Below are 18,539 nucleotides of genomic sequence, written 5' to 3'. Positions count from 1 at the left end.
GAAAGGGAAGCTTAAGTCCTGCCCTGTAGGAAGAGCCGGTCATGCACCGGCTCTCCGCTTTCCTGGCTCCCGCCGGAGCGACGGTTCTCTCCGTCGTCGCTGTGCTCGCCGTCGCTCTGCGGCCGGTTCCCGGTGCGCCGCTTCTCGCCTGGTTCGGAGCCGATGGGCTCGCGCGCGCCGTGTCGGCCGATGCGTTGCCGGTGGCGCCGGGGCCGCTCGGGTCGCTCCTCCTGCGCGGCGAGGGTGACCTTGCGGCGCGGCTTTCCGCTTCCGGTGCCTGGCTCGTTCTGCGCGCCGACGCGCTCGGCGGCTGCCTGATGTCGCAATCCAAAGGACAGACGTCATGACCATCCCGGCACAGGACGCCCTGACGGCCTTGCGGGTCGCCGCGAGCAGGATCCTGCTCGCCATCCTCTGGGCCAACGTGGTGCTGACGGGAATCCTCACCGCGCTTCTCGGCGCGCCGATCCTCTTCCCGGTTGCGATTGCCGGGGCCTTCGCCGCGCTTGCGAGCCTCGCCGTCTGGCGCGACCCGGCGGGACAGGCCACGCGCGCGACGGTCGCCGTCTCCGCCGTCGCCATGCCCGCACTCCTCGTCGCCGAGTTCGCCGGCCACCCCTGGCAGATCGACATGCACATGGCGTTTTTCGCCATGCTCGCAATCCTCGCCGTCTATGCCGACTGGCGGGTGATCCTGCTCGCTTCGGCCGTCACGGCCGTCCACCATCTGGCGCTGAACTTCCTCGTCCCTGCGCTCGTGTTCCCGGGCGGGGCGGATTTCGGGCGCGTGGTCGTGCATGCGGTGATCGTGGTCGCAGAGACAGGTGCGCTGATCTGGATCGCAGAGCGCATCGAGGCGATCCTGCCCGCAGCCGAGAAGGCCGCGCGCGACTCAGCCGCGAGCGAGGCTGCGCTGCGGGCGATGACGGCCGAGCACGAGGCCGAGGCTGCGCGGGCAGAGGCAGGGAAGCGCGAGGCGACGCTTGCCCTCGCCAACGGGTTCGAGGTCGAGATGGGCGGCGTGACGGCGCGTGTCGCCGAGACGGCGCGGACGATGGACGCAACCTCCCGCTCGCTCGCCGACGCCGCGGCCCGCACCGGCGCCGATGCCGCGGAAGCGGCCGACGCAGCCGCGCGCTCCTCGATGGCCGTGCAGGCAGCCTCCGCTGCGGTCGAGGAGATGACGGCCTCGATCGCCGAGATCACGCGCCGCATCGGCGAGGCCGCGACCGTCTCGGGCGACGCTGCCCGCCAGGCCGGCCGGGTGGAAGGCACCGTCGCGGCTCTCGCGGAGGCTGCACAGCGCATAGGCACCGTCGCCGACATGATCGGCGGCGTGGCGGGACAGACCAACCTGCTCGCGCTCAATGCCACGATCGAGGCGGCGCGGGCGGGAGAGGCCGGCAAAGGCTTCGCGGTGGTGGCCAATGAGGTGAAGGGGCTTGCCGCGCAGACGGCGAAGGCGACGGAGGACATCGCGCGCGAGATCGCCGCGATGCAGTCCGCCACCACAGAGACGGGCACGGCGGTGACCGACATCATCGCCGTGGTGCGCAGGATCGATGGCATCGCGACGGCGATCGCCGCGGCGATGGACCAGCAGGCCGCGGCGATCTCCGAGATCGGCCGTGCGGTGCAGGGTGCCGCATCGGGCACCGAGGACAGCACCCGCGCGATCGGCGCCGTCTCCGATGCCGCCGCGGAGAACGCCGTCGTTGCCGCGCGCACGCGCGAGAGCGCGGAGATGCTGTCCGCGACCTCTCGGCAGCTCACCGAGCGTCTCGACGGGTTCCTCGCGCGCGTCCGCTCCGCCTGAGAGACCGTTCGACGACGCAACTGCCGCGGCAGCGCCTTCTCGAACGGCCCCCAAGAGACTTACGCGCGCCGGTACGTTTCCTTCGGGAATCGGCGGTGGAACCACAGCCATTCGGCGGGGCGGTCGCGGATCCAGCCCTCGAGCGCATCGTTCACCGCCTGGGTCAGCGCAGCGACATCGGCTGAGCGGTCGCCGCTGTCGGGAAGCGGCAGGGTCGGACCCGCTACGAAACGATATCGGGCCGGGCCGATCCGCATCGCCCGTCCCATCACCACCGGGCAGCGATGGCGGAGCGCGAGCTGGGCGAGCGCCGGGGCAGTCATCGCCGGGCGGCCGAACAGCCGCGCCTCGATCCCGTCATTCATCTTCTGGTCGAGCAGCATGCCGAGGAACCCGCCGCGCCTCAGATGCATGAGCGCGGCGCGCGCGCCGTCGGAGCCCTTCGGGAACAGCGGCGCGACGAGGGGCTTCAGCGCCTGCTCGCGGAACCTGAGGATGATGGCATCGATCGCCGGGTTGGTCGGTGCGCGATAGACCGACGACATCGCGATGCCGTAGGCGGCGGCGACGGGCGGAAGCAGTTCCCAATTCGCGATGTGGCCGGAGACGAAGATCGCCGGCCCGCCCCTCTCGGCGATCGCCTCCAGGATCTCGGGATTCGCGAGCTCCCACCCTGGGCCCGACGTCGTGCGCTTCAGGCCGGACAGGTGCGGATATTCGGCGACGACGCGGCCGAGATTCTCCCACGCCGCGCGCATCGTCTCGCGACGCCAGGAAGCATCGCGGTCCGGGAACGCGATCTCGAGATTGCGCAGCGCGACGCGCGAGACGGGGATGAGGGGACCGACCGCGCGCGCGGCAGCGCCGCCGACATTCGAGGCGCGCTCCGGCCCGAGGGCGCGGAACAGGGCGAACACGGCGCGCGCGAGAGCCGCCTCCGCCGCCCAGCGGAGGCGCATCCCGAAGCCAGGCGAATTCATGCCGTGCAGTGCGCCGTGTCTGGGGGGGAGAAGATCTCTGCCTGGTGCGGCGGGAAGAGGGGTGCGAGAAGCGCCTCGAGCGCGTCCTCCTCCTCCCAGGCTAGCCCGACATCGGCGACCGCGATCTCGTCGCGGAAGCGAGCCGGCACGCGAACGATGTCCTTGCGCGTCGTCACCGGCAGCGCGGCAAGGCGCTCGGCCTCTGCGAGGATGTGGCGCATGTCGTCATCGTCATAGGGATAGTGATCGGCGAAGGTCTGGCGGCCAACGACGATGGCGCCGGCCTCCGAGAGCGTGTCGAAGAACTTGCGCGGATTGCCGATGCCGGCGAAGGCGAAGACAGGTCGGCGGGCAAGCGCCGCCGCGCCGGGGCCGGGCACGAGGCGCGCACGGAGCAGCGGCAGCGTCGGTGGCAGGAGGTGCTGCGCGCCCGTCTCGTCCTCGCCGATCAGCACCGCGGCATGCGCGCGGGCGGCCGCGGCGGAGACCGGCTCGCGCAGCGGCCCGGCCGGGATGACGCGGCCGTTGCCGAAGCCGAACGTGCCGTCGATCACCAGGAGCGCGAGCGTCTTCTGCAGGGTGGGGTTCTGCAGCCCGTCATCGAGCACGAGCGCGCCGGCACCGTCCTCGATCGCGAGCCGCGCGGTGGCGGCACGGTCAGCGCCGACCCAGGTGGGCGCGACGGAAGCCAGAAGCAGGGCCTCATCCCCCACCGTCCGGCACTCGTGCCGAGCGGGGTCGACGCGGAGCGGTCCCTTGGCCGACCCGCCATAGCCGCGCAGAAGCGCATGCGTGGCGATGCCGCGGCGGCTGAGGCGCGCAAGCAGGTCGAGCGCGACGGTGGTCTTGCCGGCGCCGCCCGCCGTGACGTTGCCGCAGCAGATCACCGGCACGGGCGCGGCCCAGCCCGGACGGGAGACGCGCCGGGCGGTCGCGCGGGCATAGATCGCAGAGACGGGGCTCAGGAGGAGCGGCGTCAGGCCGCCGCCGCCAGGGAGCCAGAAGCCAGGTGCGCGAAGCATCTCGTTCTCTACCCTGCCGTGTAGCCTTCCTCGGGGAGAAGGGGTAGCAGGGCGGCCAGGGTCCGGTCCAGCGCCGCGCTGCCCCGGCCGGCGGCCGCCTGCGCGGCCCGGCCCGACGCCTCTGCCCAGCCCGGTTCCGCGGCGATCCTGGTCGCCCAGGCGGCAAGGGCCTCGGCATCCGCCACCCGCATCGCCGCGCCAGCGGCGAGCAACTCCTCCACGACTTCGGCAAAATTGGCAGTATGAGGGCCGAATGCAACCGGCAGGCGCAGGCGTGCGGGCTCGAGCGGGTTCTGCCCGCCATGGGCGATGAGCGAGCCGCCGAGAAACGCCCCGCGTGCAAGCCTGTACCAGAGGCCGAGCTCGCCCAGCGTATCGGCGACCCAGACTGGCCCGTCCGGGTCCTGCCTCTGTGACCGGCGGCGTGCGGGGAACCCGGCTTCGGCGACGAGTGCGGCCACCGCCTCGCCGCGCTCGGGATGGCGCGGGGCGAGGATGAGCAGGAGGTCCGGGTGGGCTGCCAGGGCGGCGCGATGCGCGGCGAGGACCTGCTGCTCCTCTCCGGGATGCGTCGACGCAGCGACCCAGGCAGGTCGCCCCCCGAGCAGCGCCGACAGCCTGGCAAGCTCGGCGGCGTCGGCCGGAAGCGGGGCGGATGCGTGCTTGAGGTTGCCCGGCGTGTCGACCTGGCGGCCGGCCAGGGACGAGAGGCGCTCGGCATCGGCCCGTGTCTGGGCGAGAAGCACCTCGAAGGTGGAGAGCGCCTCGGCCGCTGCGCCGCGGGCACGGGCCCAGCGCGCCGCCGAGCGCGGAGAGAGCCTGGCGTTGACGAGGGCGGCGCGGATGCCGCGCCGGCGCAGCGCAGCGAGCGTCGCCGGCCACAGCTCGCTCTCGACGAACACGGCGGCATCCGGGCGCCAATGGTCGAGGAACCGCTCGACCCAGGCAGGGATGTCGAGCGGCGCGACCTGGTGGACCAGCCAGGGGGAGTCTGGCATCGCACCCGAGCGGGACGGCTCCGCAGCGGCGCCGCCAAGACGGCGCGCAAGGAGTTCGGCCGAGGTGACTGTCCCTGTCGTGACCAGCACCGACAGGGCGGGACGAGCCCGGCGCAGCGCCTCGATCAGGGGCAGGGCGGAGAGGCTCTCGCCGACGCTCGCTGCGTGCAGCCACAGAAGCGTGCCGTTCGGGCGCGGCAGGCTCGCGATGCCGCGGCGTTCGGCGAGCCGCGCAGGGAACTCCTTGCCGCGCGCCGCGCGCCTGGCAAGCCACAGCGGCAGAAGCGGGGCTGCGGCGAGCCCGCCGGCGCGCCAGAGCGCGAGCGCCAGGGTCACGGCGCGAGCCCGACGCGGCGTGCGGCGTCATCGGCCGCTTCCGTCATCCCCGCTGCGATCACCGCCAGGAGCGCCTCCTCGGTCTCGGCCGAAGCAGGATCGATCGCCGCACCGTAGACGATCGCGCCGCGGCCGAAGGGCAGGGGGAAGATCAGCCTGTCCCACGAGCCGAGGCGGCGGGCGCGCGAGACGGCGACGCCGACCGGGACGACCATGACCGAGGCGAGCCGCGCAAGCCGCGCCACGCCTGGCTGGGCGACGCGCCGGGGGCCGCGCGGCCCGTCCGGCGTGATGGCCACCGAGCGGCCCTCTGCGATCACGCGCTGCGCCTCGCGGAACACCGCGACGCCGCCGCGGCGCGAGGAGCCGTGCGCCGCGCCGATGCCGAGCCGGGCGACGACGTCGCCGATCAGCCTGCCGTCGCGGTGCTGCGAGACGAGCACCGTGAACCCGGTGTCGTCATGCCGGCCCGACCAGTTCCAGGCGACGGAGGGGGCAAGCGCGAGCTGCTCGTGCCAGAAGGCGCCGATCAGCGGCCTGCCCGCGAGCGGCGCGAGCGCCTCCCGGCCGACGACCTGCCAGCGCGTCGTCGCCGCGACGAGGCGGAGGTGGCGCGCGAGCAGCGCGGCACCGAGGGCGAGGGTGCGGGGATGGCGAAGCAGGCGCTTGAACACGCCGGCGCGGTTAGCACGGCGGCGTGAGCGCGCCAAATGTGACCGGCCCGCGCCTTGCGGCGCGGGGCGGGATGGTCCATCTGACCGGGACCGTTCCAAAGTCTTTCAAGGACATCCAATGCGTTCTTCCCGAGCGGCCGCGGTTGCACTCGGCCTCCTTTGCCTTGCCGCGCCGGTCCGCCTGGCTGCGCAGGAGCTGATCGACCGCGGCGACACGATCGCCGTGCGGCCGACCACGGCCTGGTCTCTCACCGTCGGCGCGCTCGGCGCCGCCAACCCGGACTACGAGGGTTCGAACGACTACGGCTTTCTCGGAGCGCCGCTGATCGACCTGCGCTACCGCGACCTGTTCTTCCTCTCCTCGCGCGACGGTCTCGGCGTGTCGCTGATCCGCGTCGGCGGGTTCTCGGCTGGCCCCCTGCTCCGCTACCGCTTCGGCCGGGACCAGGACGACAACGACGCGCTGCGCGGCCTCGGCGACGTCGGTGGCACGGTCGAGGGCGGCCTCTTCGCGCGCTACCAGGCGGGCCCCTGGGTCGCTGCCGTCAACGCCGCGCAGGGGCTCAACGGCGGTGGCCATCGCGGCGCGACGGTGCATGCCACACTCGGCTATGGCGGGCGGCTCGGCGAGGCGTGGAGCTACTCGCTCGGCCCCTCCGTCACCTGGGCGAGCGGCAACTACATGCAGAGCTTCTTCGGCATCGATGCCACGCAGTCGGCCCGGTCGGGCTACGCGGTATACGACGCCGATGCCGGGTTCAAGGATGTCGGCTTCGGCGGCACGCTGACCTGGCGCTTCTGGGACAGGGCCGCCGTCACCGCCATCGCGGAGGTGAAGGAACTGCTCGGCGATGCGGCTGACAGCCCGATCGTCGACCAGGCGGGCTCCTCCACCCAGGCCTTCGTCGGCCTCGCCCTCAGCTACCGCTTCACCTGGTAGAGGCGCGCTCGATCGGCGCGAGACGCTCGAGCAGGATCTCGGCGGACCAGCGCCACGAGAAGCCTTCGGCGAAACGTCGGCAGGCCTCCCGGTCAAGCCCGAGGGCGGCGAGGGCGGCGGTGCGCAGATCGGCATCGAGCGCGCCGACGGGCGCGCCGTCGATCACGTCCTTCGGACCGGTGACGGGATAGGCCGCGACGGGCGTGCCGCAGGCGAGCGCCTCGACGATGACGAGGCCGAACGTGTCGGTGAGCGAGGGGAACACGAACACGTCTGCCTCGCCGTAGGCGGCGGACAGTTCCTCGCCGAACTTGGCGCCGAGGAAATGCGCCTCCGGAAATCGCTTCTCGAGCGCCGCCCGCTGCGGCCCGTCTCCGACGACCACCTTCGAGCCGGGCAGGTCGAGCGAGAGGAAGGCCTCGATGTTCTTCTCGACCGCGACGCGGCCGACATAGAGGAACACCGGCCTCGGCAGGTTCGCCACACCCCGCTCGCGTGGCCGGAACAGCCCGAGATCGACGCCCCGCGTCCAGGCCGCGACATTGGCGAAGCCCTTCGCGACAAGCTCCTCGCGCAACGAGGCCGTGGCGGTCAGCACCGCGGCAGAGGGCCTGTGGAAGCGGCGCATCAGCGCCCAGGTCATCCGCTCGGGAACGCCGAGCCGGGCCTTGAGGTACTCGGGGAAGCGGGTGTGGAACGCGGTGGTGAAGGGCCAGCCGCGGCGGAGGCAGAGCCGCCGCGCGGCGAGGCCGAGCGGCCCTTCCGTGGAGATGTGGATCGCGTCGGGGGCGAAGGCGTCGATGATGCGGCGGAGCTTCCGCCCCGGCATCACCGCAAGCCGCACATCCGGCTCGGAGGGGGCGGGCAGGGTCAGGAACCGGTCAGGCCCCACGACCTCGACGATGTGGCCCATCGCGGCAAGCTCGTCGCGCACGGTCGCGAGCGTGCGGACGACGCCGTTGACCTGCGGCTTCCAGGCGTCGGAGACGATGAGGATCCTCACGGGGCCCGGCGGGGTGAAGAAGGGGAGGCCGTGCGCGTCCCGGCTCGCGCCGATCACGCCGCTGCCGCCACGGCGCGGCGGGGTGCGGCGTCGCGCCAGTGCGAGAGGCGGTTGAGCTCCGCCCAGTCAATCAGCTCGAGCCGCCCGTCCTGGTGCTCGACGAGCGCGGTGCAGCTCTCCACCCAGTCTCCGTCGTTGAGGTAGAGCACGCCGTCGACCTCGCGCATCTCTGCGTGGTGGATGTGGCCGCACACGACGCCGTCGAAGCCGCGACGACGGGCTTCCTGGGCCAGTGCACGCTCGAACCGGTCGATTGCCTTCACGGCCTCCTTCACCTGGCGCTTTAGCCACTGTGAGAGCGACCAGTAGGGGTAGCCGAGGCGGCGGCGGACGGCGTTGAACCAGCGGTTCACCGCGAGCGCGACGGTGTAGGCCCAGTCGCCGAGGATGGCGAGGAAGCGGGCATAGCGGACCACGCTGTCGAACTCGTCGCCATGGGTGATGAGCAGGCGCCTGCCGTCCGCGGTCACGTGCTCGGCGCTTTCGCGCAGCTTCACGCCGGCGAACTCCATCGGCATCCAGGCGCGGAACAGCTCGTCGTGGTTGCCGGGGATGTAGGTGACCTCGGTGCCGCCGCGCGCTTTGGCGAGGATCAGGCGAAGCACCTCGTCATGCGTCTCGTCCCAGTACCAGGAGCGCTTCAGCCGCCAGCCATCGACGATGTCGCCGACGAGATAGAGGTGGCGGCATTCGGTGCGGCGGAGGAAGTCGGCCAGGAAGTCGGAGCGGCAGCCTCGAGTTCCGAGATGGACGTCGCTGATGAAGATGGCTCGGTAGCGTCGCGAGAGAGTCTGGATCGTCATGCGGGTTCTGGCCTCGCTCCGTCTCCGGTGAGTTCCTCTACGCGGCGAATGCCCGGGGTTGCCATGACCGTTTCATTAAACACATGAAAAAAACCATGTAATCGTTTGGACGTTGCGCTGTCATCGTCGTGTAACGCGGGTGCGCTATCTTGTTCTCTTCGCACCTGCTCCCGGTTCCGGTCGCCCCGCTTCATGCTCCTCATCTTCAATCCCGCGGCCGGGCGTCGCCGGCGCCGCCGGTTCGAGCGCGTGGCCGGCGCCCTGGCCGAAGCGGGCGTCCGCTTCACCGTCGCGGACACCGCACGTTCGGGCGATGCCGAGCGTCTTGCGCGCGAGGCGGCTGGCGCGGGCGAGCGCGTCGTCGTCGCCGCAGGAGGCGACGGAACGATCGCCGAGGTGGCGAACGGCATCGCCGGCACCGACGCCGCGCTCGGCGTGATTCCGACGGGGACGGCGAACGTGTTCGCGCATGAGCTCGGCCTTCCCTTCCGGGCCGAGGCGATCGCCACGATGCTCCGCGCCGGCGTGACGCGGCGGGTGATCCCGGGCCGCGCCCTGTTCGGCTGCGGGCGCGAGCGGCTTTTCCTGCAGATGCTCGGCGTCGGCTTCGATGCCGCGGTGGTCGCGGCCCTCGATGCCGCGCTGAAGCGGCGCATCGGCAAGGGCGCCTACGTGGTCGAGACGCTGCGGCAGCTTGCCTCATGGCCGTTCCCGCGCCTGTCGGTCACGATCGGTGGCGCGACGATCGAGGCGGCACAGGTCATCGCGACGAAGGGACGCTTCTACGGAGGACGGTTCCTGCTCGCCCCCGGCGCGATGCCCGATGCGGCCGGCATCACCGCCTGCGTGTTCGAGCGCGGCGGCCTTGGCGCTGCGGCGATCGCGGGCCTTGCCCTGCCGCTCGGCCTGGTGTCGCGCCTCGGCGGCTTCTCGGCGCGCCGTGTTGCCACCCTGGGCATCGACGCGCCGCCCGGACTTCCCGTCCAGGCCGATGGGGACCTCGTCGGCGTCACGCCGGTCGCGCTGTCGGATGCTCCCGCGCCGCTTCCCGTCATCGTTCCGACCCCATAAGAAAATCGCCTGCTTCCCCCTTGCGGGCTGCCCGGCCAGGCCACAGGATGTTGCGAAGGCGAAGGACAGGGAACGAGGGGGCTCGTATGCGGATCCCGGTGATGCTCGGCGTGGCTGGTCTCGCCTTCGTGGTTCATGCAACGGATGCAGGGGCGAAGCAGTTCCGGTTTGCAACGACCTCCGATGCCGGCACGCTCGACCCGCACGCGAACAACGCCTTCACCACCTACCTCGTCACCGGCCAGATCTACGAGAGCCTCATCCACCGAAACGACGAGCTGAGGCTCGAACCCGCCCTCGCGCTCCGCTGGGAGCAGGTGGAGCCGACGCGCTGGCGCTTCTGGCTTCGCGAGGGGGTGACGTTCCACAACGGCAACGCCTTCGACGCCGATGACGTGGTGTTCAGCATTGGCCGCACCCTCGCGCCGACATCGAACTTCACCATCTACGTCGACACCGTGAGCGGTGCGGAGAAGGTGTCCTCGCACGTCGTGGACATCGTCACCCGCGTGCCCGATGCGGTGATCCCCGACAAGCTCACGCGCATCCTGATCATGGACAAGGAGTGGTCGGAGGCGAACCGCTCCGCCGTGCCGCAGAACCTGCGCGACCGGGAGGAAACGCACGCGGCGCGCAACGCCAACGGCACCGGCCCCTTCATCCTCCGCTCCCGCGAGCCGGACCAGCGCACCGTGCTCGTGCGCAACCCGCGCTGGTGGGGCGGGGCGGCGGGCCCGAACGACGTGAGCGAGTGGCACCACGTTCCCATCGCCTCCGACCCCACGCGGATCGCCGCCCTCCTCTCGGGCGAGGTCGATTTCGTCCATACCGTGCCAGCGCAGGACGTCGTGCGCCTGCAGCGCGACCAGAGGCTCAAGGTTCTCATTGGCCAGGAGAACCGCACGATGTGGCTCGCGATGGACCAGGCGCGGGACGAGCTCGTGCACTCGAACGTGCGCGGCCGGAACCCGTTCAAGGACGTGCGCGTGCGCGAGGCGATCGCGATCTCCATCGATGTCGAGGCGATCCGCACCCGCGTGCTGCGCGGCAACGCGGTGCCGACGGCGAGCATGTGGACGCAGTTCGTCACCGGCTACGACGAGGCCTATGCGCGCCGCCCACCGCTCGACCGCGACCGCGCGCGCAGGCTTCTCACGGAGGCCGGCTACGCCCAGGGCTTCGAGGTGACGCTCGACTGCCCCGTCGGCGCCTATGACGAGGCGTGCCAGGCGATCTCCGGCATGCTCGCGCAGATCGGCATCCAGATCCGGCTGTCGACGATGCCGAACGCCGTGTTCTTCCGGAAGCTGCAGCAGCAGGATTCGAGCTTCTACGGCCTCACCTGGGGCGTGCCGACCTTCGATGCACTGTACACGCTGCGCGGCATCATGATGACGCGCGCGGAAGCGGGCGGCGGCTCATGGAACTGGGGCGGCTACTCCAACGCGGAGGTCGACCGGATGGTCCGCGCCGTCGAGGCCGAGACCGACCCGGCGAAGCGCACCGCGCTGATCCGCGAGGCGCAGCGCGTGCACAACAACGAGTTCGGGCACATCCCTCTCTACCACCTGATGATCCCCTTCGCGATGAAGGCGAACGTGCAGATGACGCACCGCGCCGACAACCTGATCTTCGGCCGGACGGTGAAGGTGGAGTGACCGGGGACGCAGGGGAGGCAGCGACGACGCGACGGGATACGTGGCAGGCCTCGTCCTGCGCATGTGATGTCCGACGCGATGACGCCTCCCGGCAACGTTTCAACCTGGGATGGATGGTTCGGCTCCTGCGGCTGTCATAAGGTACGAGCACGTAATCATCGCGGCCGGCGGGGCCGTACCGGAATGGGAGAGGCAGATGCGCCTGGCGCTGATGGCCGCCTCGCTAAGTCTGCTGGCAGCGACCGTGCCAGCGAACGCTGCCCCGATAACCTTCGGGGCGACCCTGGGCCCGGAAGTGCCCGGAGCGACCGGATCAGGAACTGCGCTCGTGATCGTCGACCCCGTCGCCGACACCCTTTTCCTCGATGTCAGCTTCAGCGGTCTTTCCGGAACGACGACGGTCGCGCACATCCACTGCTGTACCCTTGTGCCAGGGGCGGGAACGGTGGGCGTTGCCGTGACCCCCGGTACTTTCCCCGGTTTTCCCGTTGGGGTGACCGCCGGCAGCTACGACAACACCTTCGATACCGCCGATCCCGCAACCTACACCGCGGGCTTCGTGACGAACTTCGGTGGAGGAACGATCGAGGGCGCGGAGAGTGCGCTTGTCGCCGCCATGCTCGCCGGAACGGCTTATGTCAACATCCACAGCACCACGTTCGGTGGCGGCGAGATCCGTGGCTTCCTCGCCGTGATCCCCGAACCTGCATCGCTCGCGCTGCTTGCTGCCGGGCTGGCCGGTCTCGGCTTCGTCCGCCTTCGGTATGCGCCGCGCTGAACCGCGCGTTCAGGGCCTGACCTGGCCCGTTCCGATCACGTGATAGCGGAAGGTGGTGAGCTGCGCAGGCCCCACCGGGCCGCGCGCATGGATGCGCCCCGTCGCGATGCCGATCTCGGCGCCGAAGCCGAACTCGCCGCCATCGGCGAACTGCGTCGAGGCGTTCACCACGCCGATCGCGCTGTCGATCCCCGCGAGGAACGCCGCCGCAGCGGCGTCATCCTCGGTGATGATCGCGTCGGTGTGCTCGGAGCCGTGGCGCAGGATGTGCGCGACAGCGCCGTCGACGCCATCGACCACGGCGACGGACAGCACCGCATCGAGCCATTCGGTATCGAAATCGGCCTCCGTCGCGGCGGGAAGCTCGGGGCACACGGCCCGCGCGGCCGCATCGGCGCGGAACGTGCAGCCCTTGGCGGCGAGGTCGGCGACGATCGGCGGCAGATGGCTCGCGGCCACGGCACGGTCGATCAGAAGCGTCTCGGTGGCCCCACACACGCCGGTGCGGCGGAGCTTGGCGTTGACGACGATGGCGCGCGCCTTGGCGAGGTCGGCGGCGGCGTGGACGAAGGTGTGGCAGCGCCCCTCCGCGTGGGCGAGCACGGGAACGCGGGCCTCTGCCTGAACGCGCTCGACCAGGCTTCTGCCGCCGCGCGGCACCATCACGTCGATCATCCCGTTGCCGGCGAGCATGGCGGCGACGAAGGCGCGGTCGGCCGTCGGCGCGACCTGGACGGAGGCCTCCGGCAGCCCGGCCTCGATGAACCCCTCCCGCATGGCCGCGTGGATCGCGCGGGTGCTCTCGAGGCTTTCCGAGCCGCCGCGCAGGATCACCGCATTGCCGCTCTTGACGCAGATCGCCCCGGCATCGGCGGTCACGTTCGGCCGGCTCTCGAAGATCATGCCGACGACGCCGAGCGGTGTGGCCACGCGGCGTATCAGGAGCCCGTTCGGGCGCGTCCATTCCGCGAGCACGGTGCCCACCGGATCCGGCAGCGCCGCGACCTCGTCCACCCCCCGCGCCATCGCCGCGACGCGGGGCGGGTCGAGCCTCAGCCGGTCGAGGAAGGAGGCGGGCCGGCCGGTGGTGGCAGCGACGTCGTCGGCGTTGGCGGAGAGGATGGCATCCGCGTGGCGGCGGATCGCCGCGCCGGCCGCGCGAAGCCCTGACGCCTTCCGCTCAGGCGCGAGCCGGGCGAGCGTGTGCGCGGCTGCGCGCGCCGCCCGCGCCTGCGCGGCGAAGATCGCTGCGGCATCGCCGCCCGGTGTGATCGCGTCCATGGCCGCGCAGTCTGTGCCGCTGGCCCGGCAACGTGTCAAACGGGGGGCGTGTCAGAGCGGCCCGGCGACCGACCCGACATTCAGCCGCGCAGCCTCACCACCGTCTCGGCGACGCGTCGGCCGAAGGCCTTCGCCGTCTCATGGTCGGCGGCCGGGGGGGCGACATCGGCGCCCTCGTCCACGTTCGCCTGGGTGCCGAGGCCGAGGAAGTGTCCGGTGCGGTTGAGGTCGTTCGCGCTGCCCTTGCTGTTGTTGTAGCCGGGGAACATGCCGAACGGGATCCAGATCATGCCGTGCTGCGCGGCGAGCAGGCTGAACTGGATCAGCGTCGCGAGCTTGTCGCCTGCCCAGGACCCGCTGTTGGAGAAGCCGGCGGCGAACTTGTCCTTCCAGCCCTGCTTCATCCAGACCTTCGAGGTCGCGTCCATGAAGACTTTGAAGGGGCCGGACGCGCTGCCCATATAGGTCGGCGCGCCGAAGACGATCGCATCCGCCTTGTCGAGCGTCTCCCACCCCGAATCCGGGATCGTGCCGTCAGCGCCGACGGCGATGAGCTCGACGCTCGCGCCGGAGACGGCGGCAGCGCCGGCGCGGACGGACTCCGCCACCGCCTTGGTGTGGCCGTAGCCGCTGTGGAAGACGATCGCGATCGATGCCATGGCATGTTCCTTCGCATTGGAGTGCGGGTGTGGGCGGTGATGTGCCACTGCGGACATCATCTTGAAACGAGGCTTTGGAGAATGACGATCATCGGCCGAACCAATCGACCCGAACCAATCGACTCTAATTGATCGACGGGGAGCGTGATGCCGCGTGATGCGCAGGGCCTCGCAGTGACGATGGCCTCGGAGGAGGCGGCCGCGGCATGGGACCATCTCGTGTCGGGCTATCTCGGCTATCGCGCCGACGCGCCGCAGCGGCTTAAGGCCCTGCTCGCTGCCGATGCCGAGGCGCCGATGGCGCACGTCATGCGCGGCGCCTTCGCCATGCTCGCCTTCAACCGCAGCTTCGTTCCGCCCGCCCGCGAGGCGGCGGAGGCGGCGGCCCGTCTCGCCGCACGGGCCACCCCGCGCGAGCGCGCGCATGCCGAGGCCATCGCCGCCTGGGCCGGCGGCTCGTCCGAGGCGGCGCTCGCTGCCTGGCGCGGCATCCTCGCCGACCACCCGCGCGATGTCGTTGCCTTCCGGCTGCACCATTTCCTTGCCTTCTGGATGGGCCGCCCCGAGGAGATGGCCGCCTCGGCCGAAGCCGTCCGCCCAGCCTGGAACCCGGAGGTTCCGGCCCATTCCGCGATGCTCGGCTGCTTCGCCTTCGCCGCGGAGGAGAGCGGCGACCAGCAGGCGGCGGAGCGGGACGGGCGTGCGGCGATCGCGGCCGACCCGTCCGATCTCTGGGCGGCGCATGCGGTGGCGCATGTGCTGGAGATGACGGGGCGGGAGGAGGAAGGCATCGCCTGGACGAGCGCGCTCGAGCCGCACTGGGAGGGCGGCAGCCAGCTCGTGCACCATCTCTGGTGGCACCGCGCGCTCTACCACCTGCAGCGCGGCGAGACGGAGATGGTGCTCGCGCTGTATGACCAGCGGTTCCGTAACCTCGCCTCTCCGCTCGTGCAGTCGCACGCCGATCTCTACATCGACATGCAGAACGCAGCCTCGATGCTCTGGCGCCTGCGCCGCCTCGGCATCGGCGCGGGGCCGCGCTGGGAGGAACTGGCCGACAAGGCGATGGCGCGGTCGGGCGACATCCTCTCCGCCTTCACCCTGCCGCACTGGATGATGGCGCTGACCGCCTCGGGGCGCTGGGAAGCCGGCTGCCGCTGGCTCGAGGCCGCACGGCAGGCGGCAGCGGGAGAGGGCGCGCATGCCACGCTCGTCCGCGAGGTCGCCCTGCCGGTCTGCGAGGCCATCCTCGATCATGCGCGCGGCGAGCCCGCGCGGGCCGTGGCGCTCATGCGCCCCGTGCTGGGGCGGATGCATCGCCTTGGCGGCAGCCACGCGCAACAGGAGGTGCTGTGGGAGGTGTTCCTCGACGCTGCCGTCGACGCGGAGGACCGTGACGCCGCCCAGCTCGCGCTCGCCTGGTCGCGCCGCCGCTTCTCCGCCCCTCCCGCCCGACGCATCGGCTGGGCCGCGGCGTCGGCGTGGGTCGGCTCGGCCTGAGCCGCGTCAGGCCCGGCCGAGCGCGAGCTCGGCCGCGATCAGGTCGAGGGCGGCGAAGCCGACCGACTTGAACACGGTGATCGCCGCGGCCGGTCGTGGCGCATCGCCGCCGCGAAGCAGCAAGGCGAGGTCTCCGAGCACCGCATCCGGACCGATCAACCCCGCGGCGATCGCCTGCACCACCTCTCCGCCCTTGGCGAGCACGGCCTCGCGATCGTCGGCATAGACCAGCGCGCGGGGGAGCAGCGCCGGCTCTGCCTCCGCCATCGTCGCGGTGAAGGCGCCGACGAGGCCGAGATGGGTTCCCTCGCGCACCCAGGCCTCGCGGATCATCGGCTCGGTAGCGGTGGTCGCCGCGACGATCACCTCCGCCGCGCGCACCGCTTCCTCGAGTGAGAAGGCAGGAGAGGCAGCCATGCCTTCTGCCGTGAGCGCGGCGGCCACGTCGGCTGCCTTGGCCTGGTTGCGGCCCCACACCGTGATCTCGCGCAGGCCAGGCAGGGCAGCGACATGGGCCCGCGCGAGCGGGGCCGACAGCGCCCCGGTGCCGATGACGAGCAGCCGCCGCGCATCGATACGGGCGAGAAGCCTCGCCCCGAGTGCGGCGGCCGCGGCGGTGCGCCGCGCGGTGAGCTCGGTTCCATCGAGAACGGCGAGCACCTCGCCCGTCGCCTGCTCGAAGGCGGTGTAGCTCGCCGCGATCGCGGGAATGCCGCGCGCGCTGTTGCCCGGATAGGCCGTGACGAGCTTCACCCCCATGAGCCCCCCCTCCCGCCAGGCCGGCATGAGGAGCAGCGCGTCGCCCCGCCCCGTCGGGTCGAGATGCCCGCGTGGCGGGCTCGCCACCGGCTTCTGCAGCCCTTTGGCCAGGGCTTCGATCAGGGCGGGGTAGGGGGTCAGGGCGGCGAGGGCGGCGGCGTCGATGACACGCATGCCCGGATGATGGCTGGGGCTTCCGCCCCGCTCAACCCGCGCTACCCTGTCGGCATGAACGAACGCTTCGATGTGGTGATCGTCGGCGGCGCAGCGGTCGGCGCCTCCGTCGCCTGGCACCTTGCGCGCGATCCCGCCTTCGCCGGTTCCGTGCTCGTGCTCGAGAAGGATGCGAGCTATGCCCGCGCGGCGACGGCGCTGTCAGCAAGCTCGATCCGCCGGCAGTTCTCGACCTCCATCAACGTGCGCCTCTCGGGCTACGGCATCGCGCTCCTGCGCGAGGCGCGCGCCCTGCTCGGCGCCGATGCCGGGCTGCACGAGGGCGGGTACCTGTTCCTGGCCAGCGAGGCGGGGCGGGAGATCCTCCGCGCCAACCACGCCGTTCAGACGGACGAGGGTGCGGACATCCTCTGGCTCGAGCCCGATGCGCTCGCCTCCCGCTTTCCCTGGATGAGCACCGAGGGCGTCGCCGCCGGCACCTGGGGGCGGAGCGGCGAGGGCTGGTTCGACGGGTTCGGCGTGATGCAGGCGATGCGGCGGGCCAGCCGCGCGGCGGGCGTGACCTGGCGCGAGGCGGAGGGCGTGCGCATTCTCGTCGAGGCTGGCAGGGCGCGCGGCGTGGCGCTGGCGGACGGGTCGCGGATCGAGGCCGGTACGGTGATCGTCACCGCCGGCACGGGGGCCGCGCCGCTTCTCGAGACGGCGGGGCTCGCGCTCCCCGTCCGTCCGCGCAAGCGTTGCATCTTCTACGTGCGCTGCCCGGAGGCGCTGCCGGGCTTCCCGCTGCTGATCGACCCAACGGGCGTCTATGCGCGGCCGGAGGGGGCTGGGTTCATCTGCGGCGTCGCCCCGCCGGAGGAGGCCGACCCGGATGTCGCACCGGACGATTTCGAGGTCGATCACGCCCTGTTCGAGGAGACGGTGTGGCCGACGCTCGCCGCCCGCGTGCCCGCCTTCGAGCGGCTTCGGATGGAGCGTGCCTGGGCCGGCCACTACGACATGAACCTATTCGACCACAACGCCTTCGCCGGCGCCGCACCTGGGCTCGAGGGGCTCCTCCTCGCCTGCGGCTTCTCCGGCCACGGGCTGCAGCAGGCCCCCGCGGTGGGGCGGGGGCTCGCCGAGCTCGCAGCGCATGGGCGGTTCCTCTCGCTCGACCTCTCGCCCCTATCGCCGGCTCGGTTCGCGGCAGGGGAGCGGCTCGTCGAACGGAACGTCGTGTAGCCCCCACTCAGCCGCCGCGCAGCGCCGCCAGCACCGCCTCGGCCAGGGCCGAGCCGATGCGCTCCTCCGCCACGAAGCCGCTGCCGCGCACGCCATCGATGCGCCCGCACCAGAGGGCAGCGCCGCTCCGGGCATCGAGCAGACGCGCCGAAAGCCGAAGTGCTGGGCCTTCGCAGCGAAGCCGCCCTTCCACCGCATGGGTCGGCGCGAAGCCGCGCCCCGGGACGGCGTGCGCCGCGATGAGCATCACCTCCCCGCTTCCGGCAAGGGCATCGATGACCTCCTCGGTGATCCCCGCGGCGAGCCTCCTGTCGGCTCCCAGGCCATGCGTGGCGAAGGAGCGCACGGCGAGCTTCGGACGGCGGTCCTTCGCGCGGGGGTCTGGGTGTTCCGAAACCGAAGCCACGAACCGGAAGCCGCGGCGATAGACGGTCCTGATCATGCCCTGGTCCCTGCCGCTGTCGCCGAGCACGCGCCGCGCCGCCTTGATGCGGCTGCTCAGTGTCGCGTCGGAGACGGGGCGCCCCTGCCAGACGGTGCGGATGATCTCGTCCTTGTCCACCACGCGGGCGCGGGCAGCGATCAGCAGGGCGAGAAGCTCGAACACCTGCGGCTCGATCGGCACGAGGATGCCGTCCCGGCGCAGCTCGTACGCCGCGGTGTCGATCGCGTAGGGTCCGACGCGATATCGCATGCCTCGGTTCCGCGACGGCAGCTAGGCCCGAGGCGCCTCCCGGCATGGCGCCGCGCGGCTGCCTGGGCCGATGCTAGACCCGCTTCATCGCGTCTTCTGCAAGCTTCCT

At 71.7% G+C, this 18,539-nt stretch carries 18 protein-coding genes; 8 read left to right on the top strand and 10 right to left on the bottom strand.

Annotated features, from left to right (window positions below):
- Positions 1–41: 41 nt before the first annotated feature.
- On the top strand, positions 42–347 hold the full coding sequence (locus FIF60_RS07930; protein WP_144185518.1) for a hypothetical protein: 306 nt from the start codon (positions 42–44) through the stop codon (positions 345–347).
- Entirely contained in the window at positions 344–1,816 is a 1,473-nt protein-coding gene (locus tag FIF60_RS07925; protein WP_144185517.1) for a methyl-accepting chemotaxis protein, read from the top strand. Before FIF60_RS07930 ends, FIF60_RS07925 begins: the two co-directional genes overlap by 4 nt.
- Before the next feature lie 59 nt (positions 1,817–1,875).
- On the opposite strand, the gene FIF60_RS07920 is transcribed toward FIF60_RS07925, so the two are convergent.
- The 4 genes from FIF60_RS07920 to FIF60_RS07905 are packed head-to-tail and all read right to left on the bottom strand — an operon-like array spanning position 1,876 to position 5,826.
- The gene (locus FIF60_RS07920) at positions 1,876–2,775 is read right to left on the bottom strand and encodes a lysophospholipid acyltransferase family protein (RefSeq protein WP_144185562.1); all 900 of its coding nucleotides are present in this window, start codon (positions 2,773–2,775) and stop codon (positions 1,876–1,878) included.
- A gap of 17 nt (positions 2,776–2,792) precedes the next feature.
- On the bottom strand, positions 2,793–3,818 hold the full coding sequence (lpxK, locus tag FIF60_RS07915) for a tetraacyldisaccharide 4'-kinase (protein WP_144185516.1): 1,026 nt from the start codon (positions 3,816–3,818) through the stop codon (positions 2,793–2,795).
- 8 nt (positions 3,819–3,826) lie between these two features.
- Positions 3,827–5,152: a 3-deoxy-D-manno-octulosonic acid transferase gene (locus tag FIF60_RS07910; protein ID WP_239451544.1), complete on the bottom strand. Its 1,326-nt coding sequence runs from the start codon at positions 5,150–5,152 to the stop codon at positions 3,827–3,829.
- Positions 5,149–5,826 carry a lysophospholipid acyltransferase family protein gene (locus FIF60_RS07905; protein WP_158639112.1) on the bottom strand — a complete coding sequence of 226 codons (678 nt, stop codon included), beginning with the start codon at positions 5,824–5,826 and terminating at the stop codon, positions 5,149–5,151. The genes FIF60_RS07910 and FIF60_RS07905 overlap by 4 nt, the downstream gene beginning before the upstream one ends.
- A gap of 118 nt (positions 5,827–5,944) precedes the next feature.
- On the opposite strand from FIF60_RS07905, the gene FIF60_RS21510 reads away from it, so the two are divergent.
- Positions 5,945–6,766: a MipA/OmpV family protein gene (locus FIF60_RS21510; protein ID WP_158639111.1), complete on the top strand. Its 822-nt coding sequence runs from the start codon at positions 5,945–5,947 to the stop codon at positions 6,764–6,766.
- Here FIF60_RS21510 and FIF60_RS07895 read toward each other — a convergent pair.
- Both FIF60_RS07895 and FIF60_RS07890 read right to left on the bottom strand, forming a co-directional pair.
- Positions 6,756–7,769, bottom strand: a complete 1,014-nt coding sequence (locus tag FIF60_RS07895) for a glycosyltransferase family 4 protein (RefSeq protein ID WP_144185559.1) — start codon at positions 7,767–7,769, stop codon at positions 6,756–6,758. The genes FIF60_RS21510 and FIF60_RS07895 overlap by 11 nt on opposite strands.
- A 53-nt stretch (positions 7,770–7,822) precedes the next feature.
- Positions 7,823–8,632 carry a UDP-2,3-diacylglucosamine diphosphatase gene (locus FIF60_RS07890; RefSeq protein ID WP_144185514.1) on the bottom strand — a complete coding sequence of 270 codons (810 nt, stop codon included), beginning with the start codon at positions 8,630–8,632 and terminating at the stop codon, positions 7,823–7,825.
- A gap of 192 nt (positions 8,633–8,824) precedes the next feature.
- Here FIF60_RS07890 and FIF60_RS07885 point away from each other — a divergent pair, with 192 nt between their 5' ends.
- The 3 genes from FIF60_RS07885 to FIF60_RS07875 all read left to right on the top strand — a co-directional run bounded on the left by FIF60_RS07885 (position 8,825) and on the right by FIF60_RS07875 (position 12,139).
- The gene (locus FIF60_RS07885) at positions 8,825–9,703 is read left to right on the top strand and encodes a diacylglycerol/lipid kinase family protein (RefSeq protein WP_144185513.1); all 879 of its coding nucleotides are present in this window, start codon (positions 8,825–8,827) and stop codon (positions 9,701–9,703) included.
- An 86-nt stretch (positions 9,704–9,789) separates the two neighbouring features.
- Positions 9,790–11,361: an ABC transporter substrate-binding protein gene (locus FIF60_RS07880; protein ID WP_144185512.1), complete on the top strand. Its 1,572-nt coding sequence runs from the start codon at positions 9,790–9,792 to the stop codon at positions 11,359–11,361.
- Positions 11,362–11,557: 196 nt separating this feature from the next.
- Positions 11,558–12,139 (top strand): CHRD domain-containing protein, encoded by a 582-nt coding sequence (locus FIF60_RS07875; RefSeq protein ID WP_144185511.1) that lies wholly within the window; start codon positions 11,558–11,560, stop codon positions 12,137–12,139.
- Between the two features lie 9 nt (positions 12,140–12,148).
- Here the strand turns inward: FIF60_RS07875 and FIF60_RS07870 are convergent, their stop codons facing one another.
- The gene (locus FIF60_RS07870; protein ID WP_144185510.1) at positions 12,149–13,420 is read right to left on the bottom strand and encodes a glutamate-5-semialdehyde dehydrogenase; all 1,272 of its coding nucleotides are present in this window, start codon (positions 13,418–13,420) and stop codon (positions 12,149–12,151) included.
- Between the two features lie 80 nt (positions 13,421–13,500).
- Complete coding sequence (locus FIF60_RS07865) at positions 13,501–14,079, bottom strand: flavodoxin family protein (RefSeq protein WP_144185509.1); 579 nt, start codon at positions 14,077–14,079, stop codon at positions 13,501–13,503.
- Between the two features lie 147 nt (positions 14,080–14,226).
- Here FIF60_RS07865 and FIF60_RS07860 point away from each other — a divergent pair, with 147 nt between their 5' ends.
- Positions 14,227–15,579 carry a hypothetical protein gene (locus FIF60_RS07860; RefSeq protein WP_144185508.1) on the top strand — a complete coding sequence of 451 codons (1,353 nt, stop codon included), beginning with the start codon at positions 14,227–14,229 and terminating at the stop codon, positions 15,577–15,579.
- A gap of 6 nt (positions 15,580–15,585) precedes the next feature.
- On the opposite strand, the gene FIF60_RS07855 is transcribed toward FIF60_RS07860, so the two are convergent.
- Positions 15,586–16,512 (bottom strand): ornithine cyclodeaminase family protein, encoded by a 927-nt coding sequence (locus FIF60_RS07855; protein ID WP_144185507.1) that lies wholly within the window; start codon positions 16,510–16,512, stop codon positions 15,586–15,588.
- A 6-nt stretch (positions 16,513–16,518) separates the two neighbouring features.
- On the opposite strand from FIF60_RS07855, the gene FIF60_RS07850 reads away from it, so the two are divergent.
- Positions 16,519–17,736: an NAD(P)/FAD-dependent oxidoreductase gene (locus FIF60_RS07850; protein WP_338032065.1), complete on the top strand. Its 1,218-nt coding sequence runs from the start codon at positions 16,519–16,521 to the stop codon at positions 17,734–17,736.
- Positions 17,737–17,743: 7 nt separating this feature from the next.
- Here the strand turns inward: FIF60_RS07850 and FIF60_RS07845 are convergent, their stop codons facing one another.
- Positions 17,744–18,430 (bottom strand): winged helix-turn-helix domain-containing protein, encoded by a 687-nt coding sequence (locus FIF60_RS07845; protein ID WP_144185506.1) that lies wholly within the window; start codon positions 18,428–18,430, stop codon positions 17,744–17,746.
- Between the last annotated feature and the right edge of the window lie 109 nt (positions 18,431–18,539).

Origin of the sequence: Elioraea rosea, assembly GCF_007644105.1 — a bacterium.
GTDB lineage: Bacteria > Pseudomonadota > Alphaproteobacteria > Acetobacterales > Acetobacteraceae > Elioraea_A > Elioraea_A rosea.
This window is presented reverse-complemented; position numbering and strand designations above follow the sequence as displayed.

Excerpts from the sequence above, each read along its gene's own strand:
- FIF60_RS07930 (WP_144185518.1), top strand. The coding sequence starts at position 42 with ATGCACCGGCTCTCCGCTTTCCTGGCTCCCGCCGGAGCGACGGTTCTC.
- FIF60_RS07880 (WP_144185512.1), top strand. The coding sequence starts at position 9,790 with ATGCGGATCCCGGTGATGCTCGGCGTGGCTGGTCTCGCCTTCGTGGTT.
- FIF60_RS21510 (WP_158639111.1), top strand. The coding sequence starts at position 5,945 with ATGCGTTCTTCCCGAGCGGCCGCGGTTGCACTCGGCCTCCTTTGCCTT.
- FIF60_RS07865 (WP_144185509.1), bottom strand. The coding sequence starts at position 14,079 with ATGGCATCGATCGCGATCGTCTTCCACAGCGGCTACGGCCACACCAAG.
- FIF60_RS07860 (WP_144185508.1), top strand. The coding sequence starts at position 14,227 with ATGCCGCGTGATGCGCAGGGCCTCGCAGTGACGATGGCCTCGGAGGAG.
- FIF60_RS07855 (WP_144185507.1), bottom strand. The coding sequence starts at position 16,512 with ATGCGTGTCATCGACGCCGCCGCCCTCGCCGCCCTGACCCCCTACCCC.
- FIF60_RS07920 (WP_144185562.1), bottom strand. The coding sequence starts at position 2,775 with ATGCGCCTCCGCTGGGCGGCGGAGGCGGCTCTCGCGCGCGCCGTGTTC.
- FIF60_RS07885 (WP_144185513.1), top strand. The coding sequence starts at position 8,825 with ATGCTCCTCATCTTCAATCCCGCGGCCGGGCGTCGCCGGCGCCGCCGG.
- FIF60_RS07890 (WP_144185514.1), bottom strand. The coding sequence starts at position 8,632 with ATGACGATCCAGACTCTCTCGCGACGCTACCGAGCCATCTTCATCAGC.
- FIF60_RS07875 (WP_144185511.1), top strand. The coding sequence starts at position 11,558 with ATGCGCCTGGCGCTGATGGCCGCCTCGCTAAGTCTGCTGGCAGCGACC.
- lpxK (WP_144185516.1), bottom strand. The coding sequence starts at position 3,818 with ATGCTTCGCGCACCTGGCTTCTGGCTCCCTGGCGGCGGCGGCCTGACG.
- FIF60_RS07870 (WP_144185510.1), bottom strand. The coding sequence starts at position 13,420 with ATGGACGCGATCACACCGGGCGGCGATGCCGCAGCGATCTTCGCCGCG.
- FIF60_RS07845 (WP_144185506.1), bottom strand. The coding sequence starts at position 18,430 with ATGCGATATCGCGTCGGACCCTACGCGATCGACACCGCGGCGTACGAG.
- FIF60_RS07850 (WP_338032065.1), top strand. The coding sequence starts at position 16,519 with ATGATGGCTGGGGCTTCCGCCCCGCTCAACCCGCGCTACCCTGTCGGC.
- FIF60_RS07925 (WP_144185517.1), top strand. The coding sequence starts at position 344 with ATGACCATCCCGGCACAGGACGCCCTGACGGCCTTGCGGGTCGCCGCG.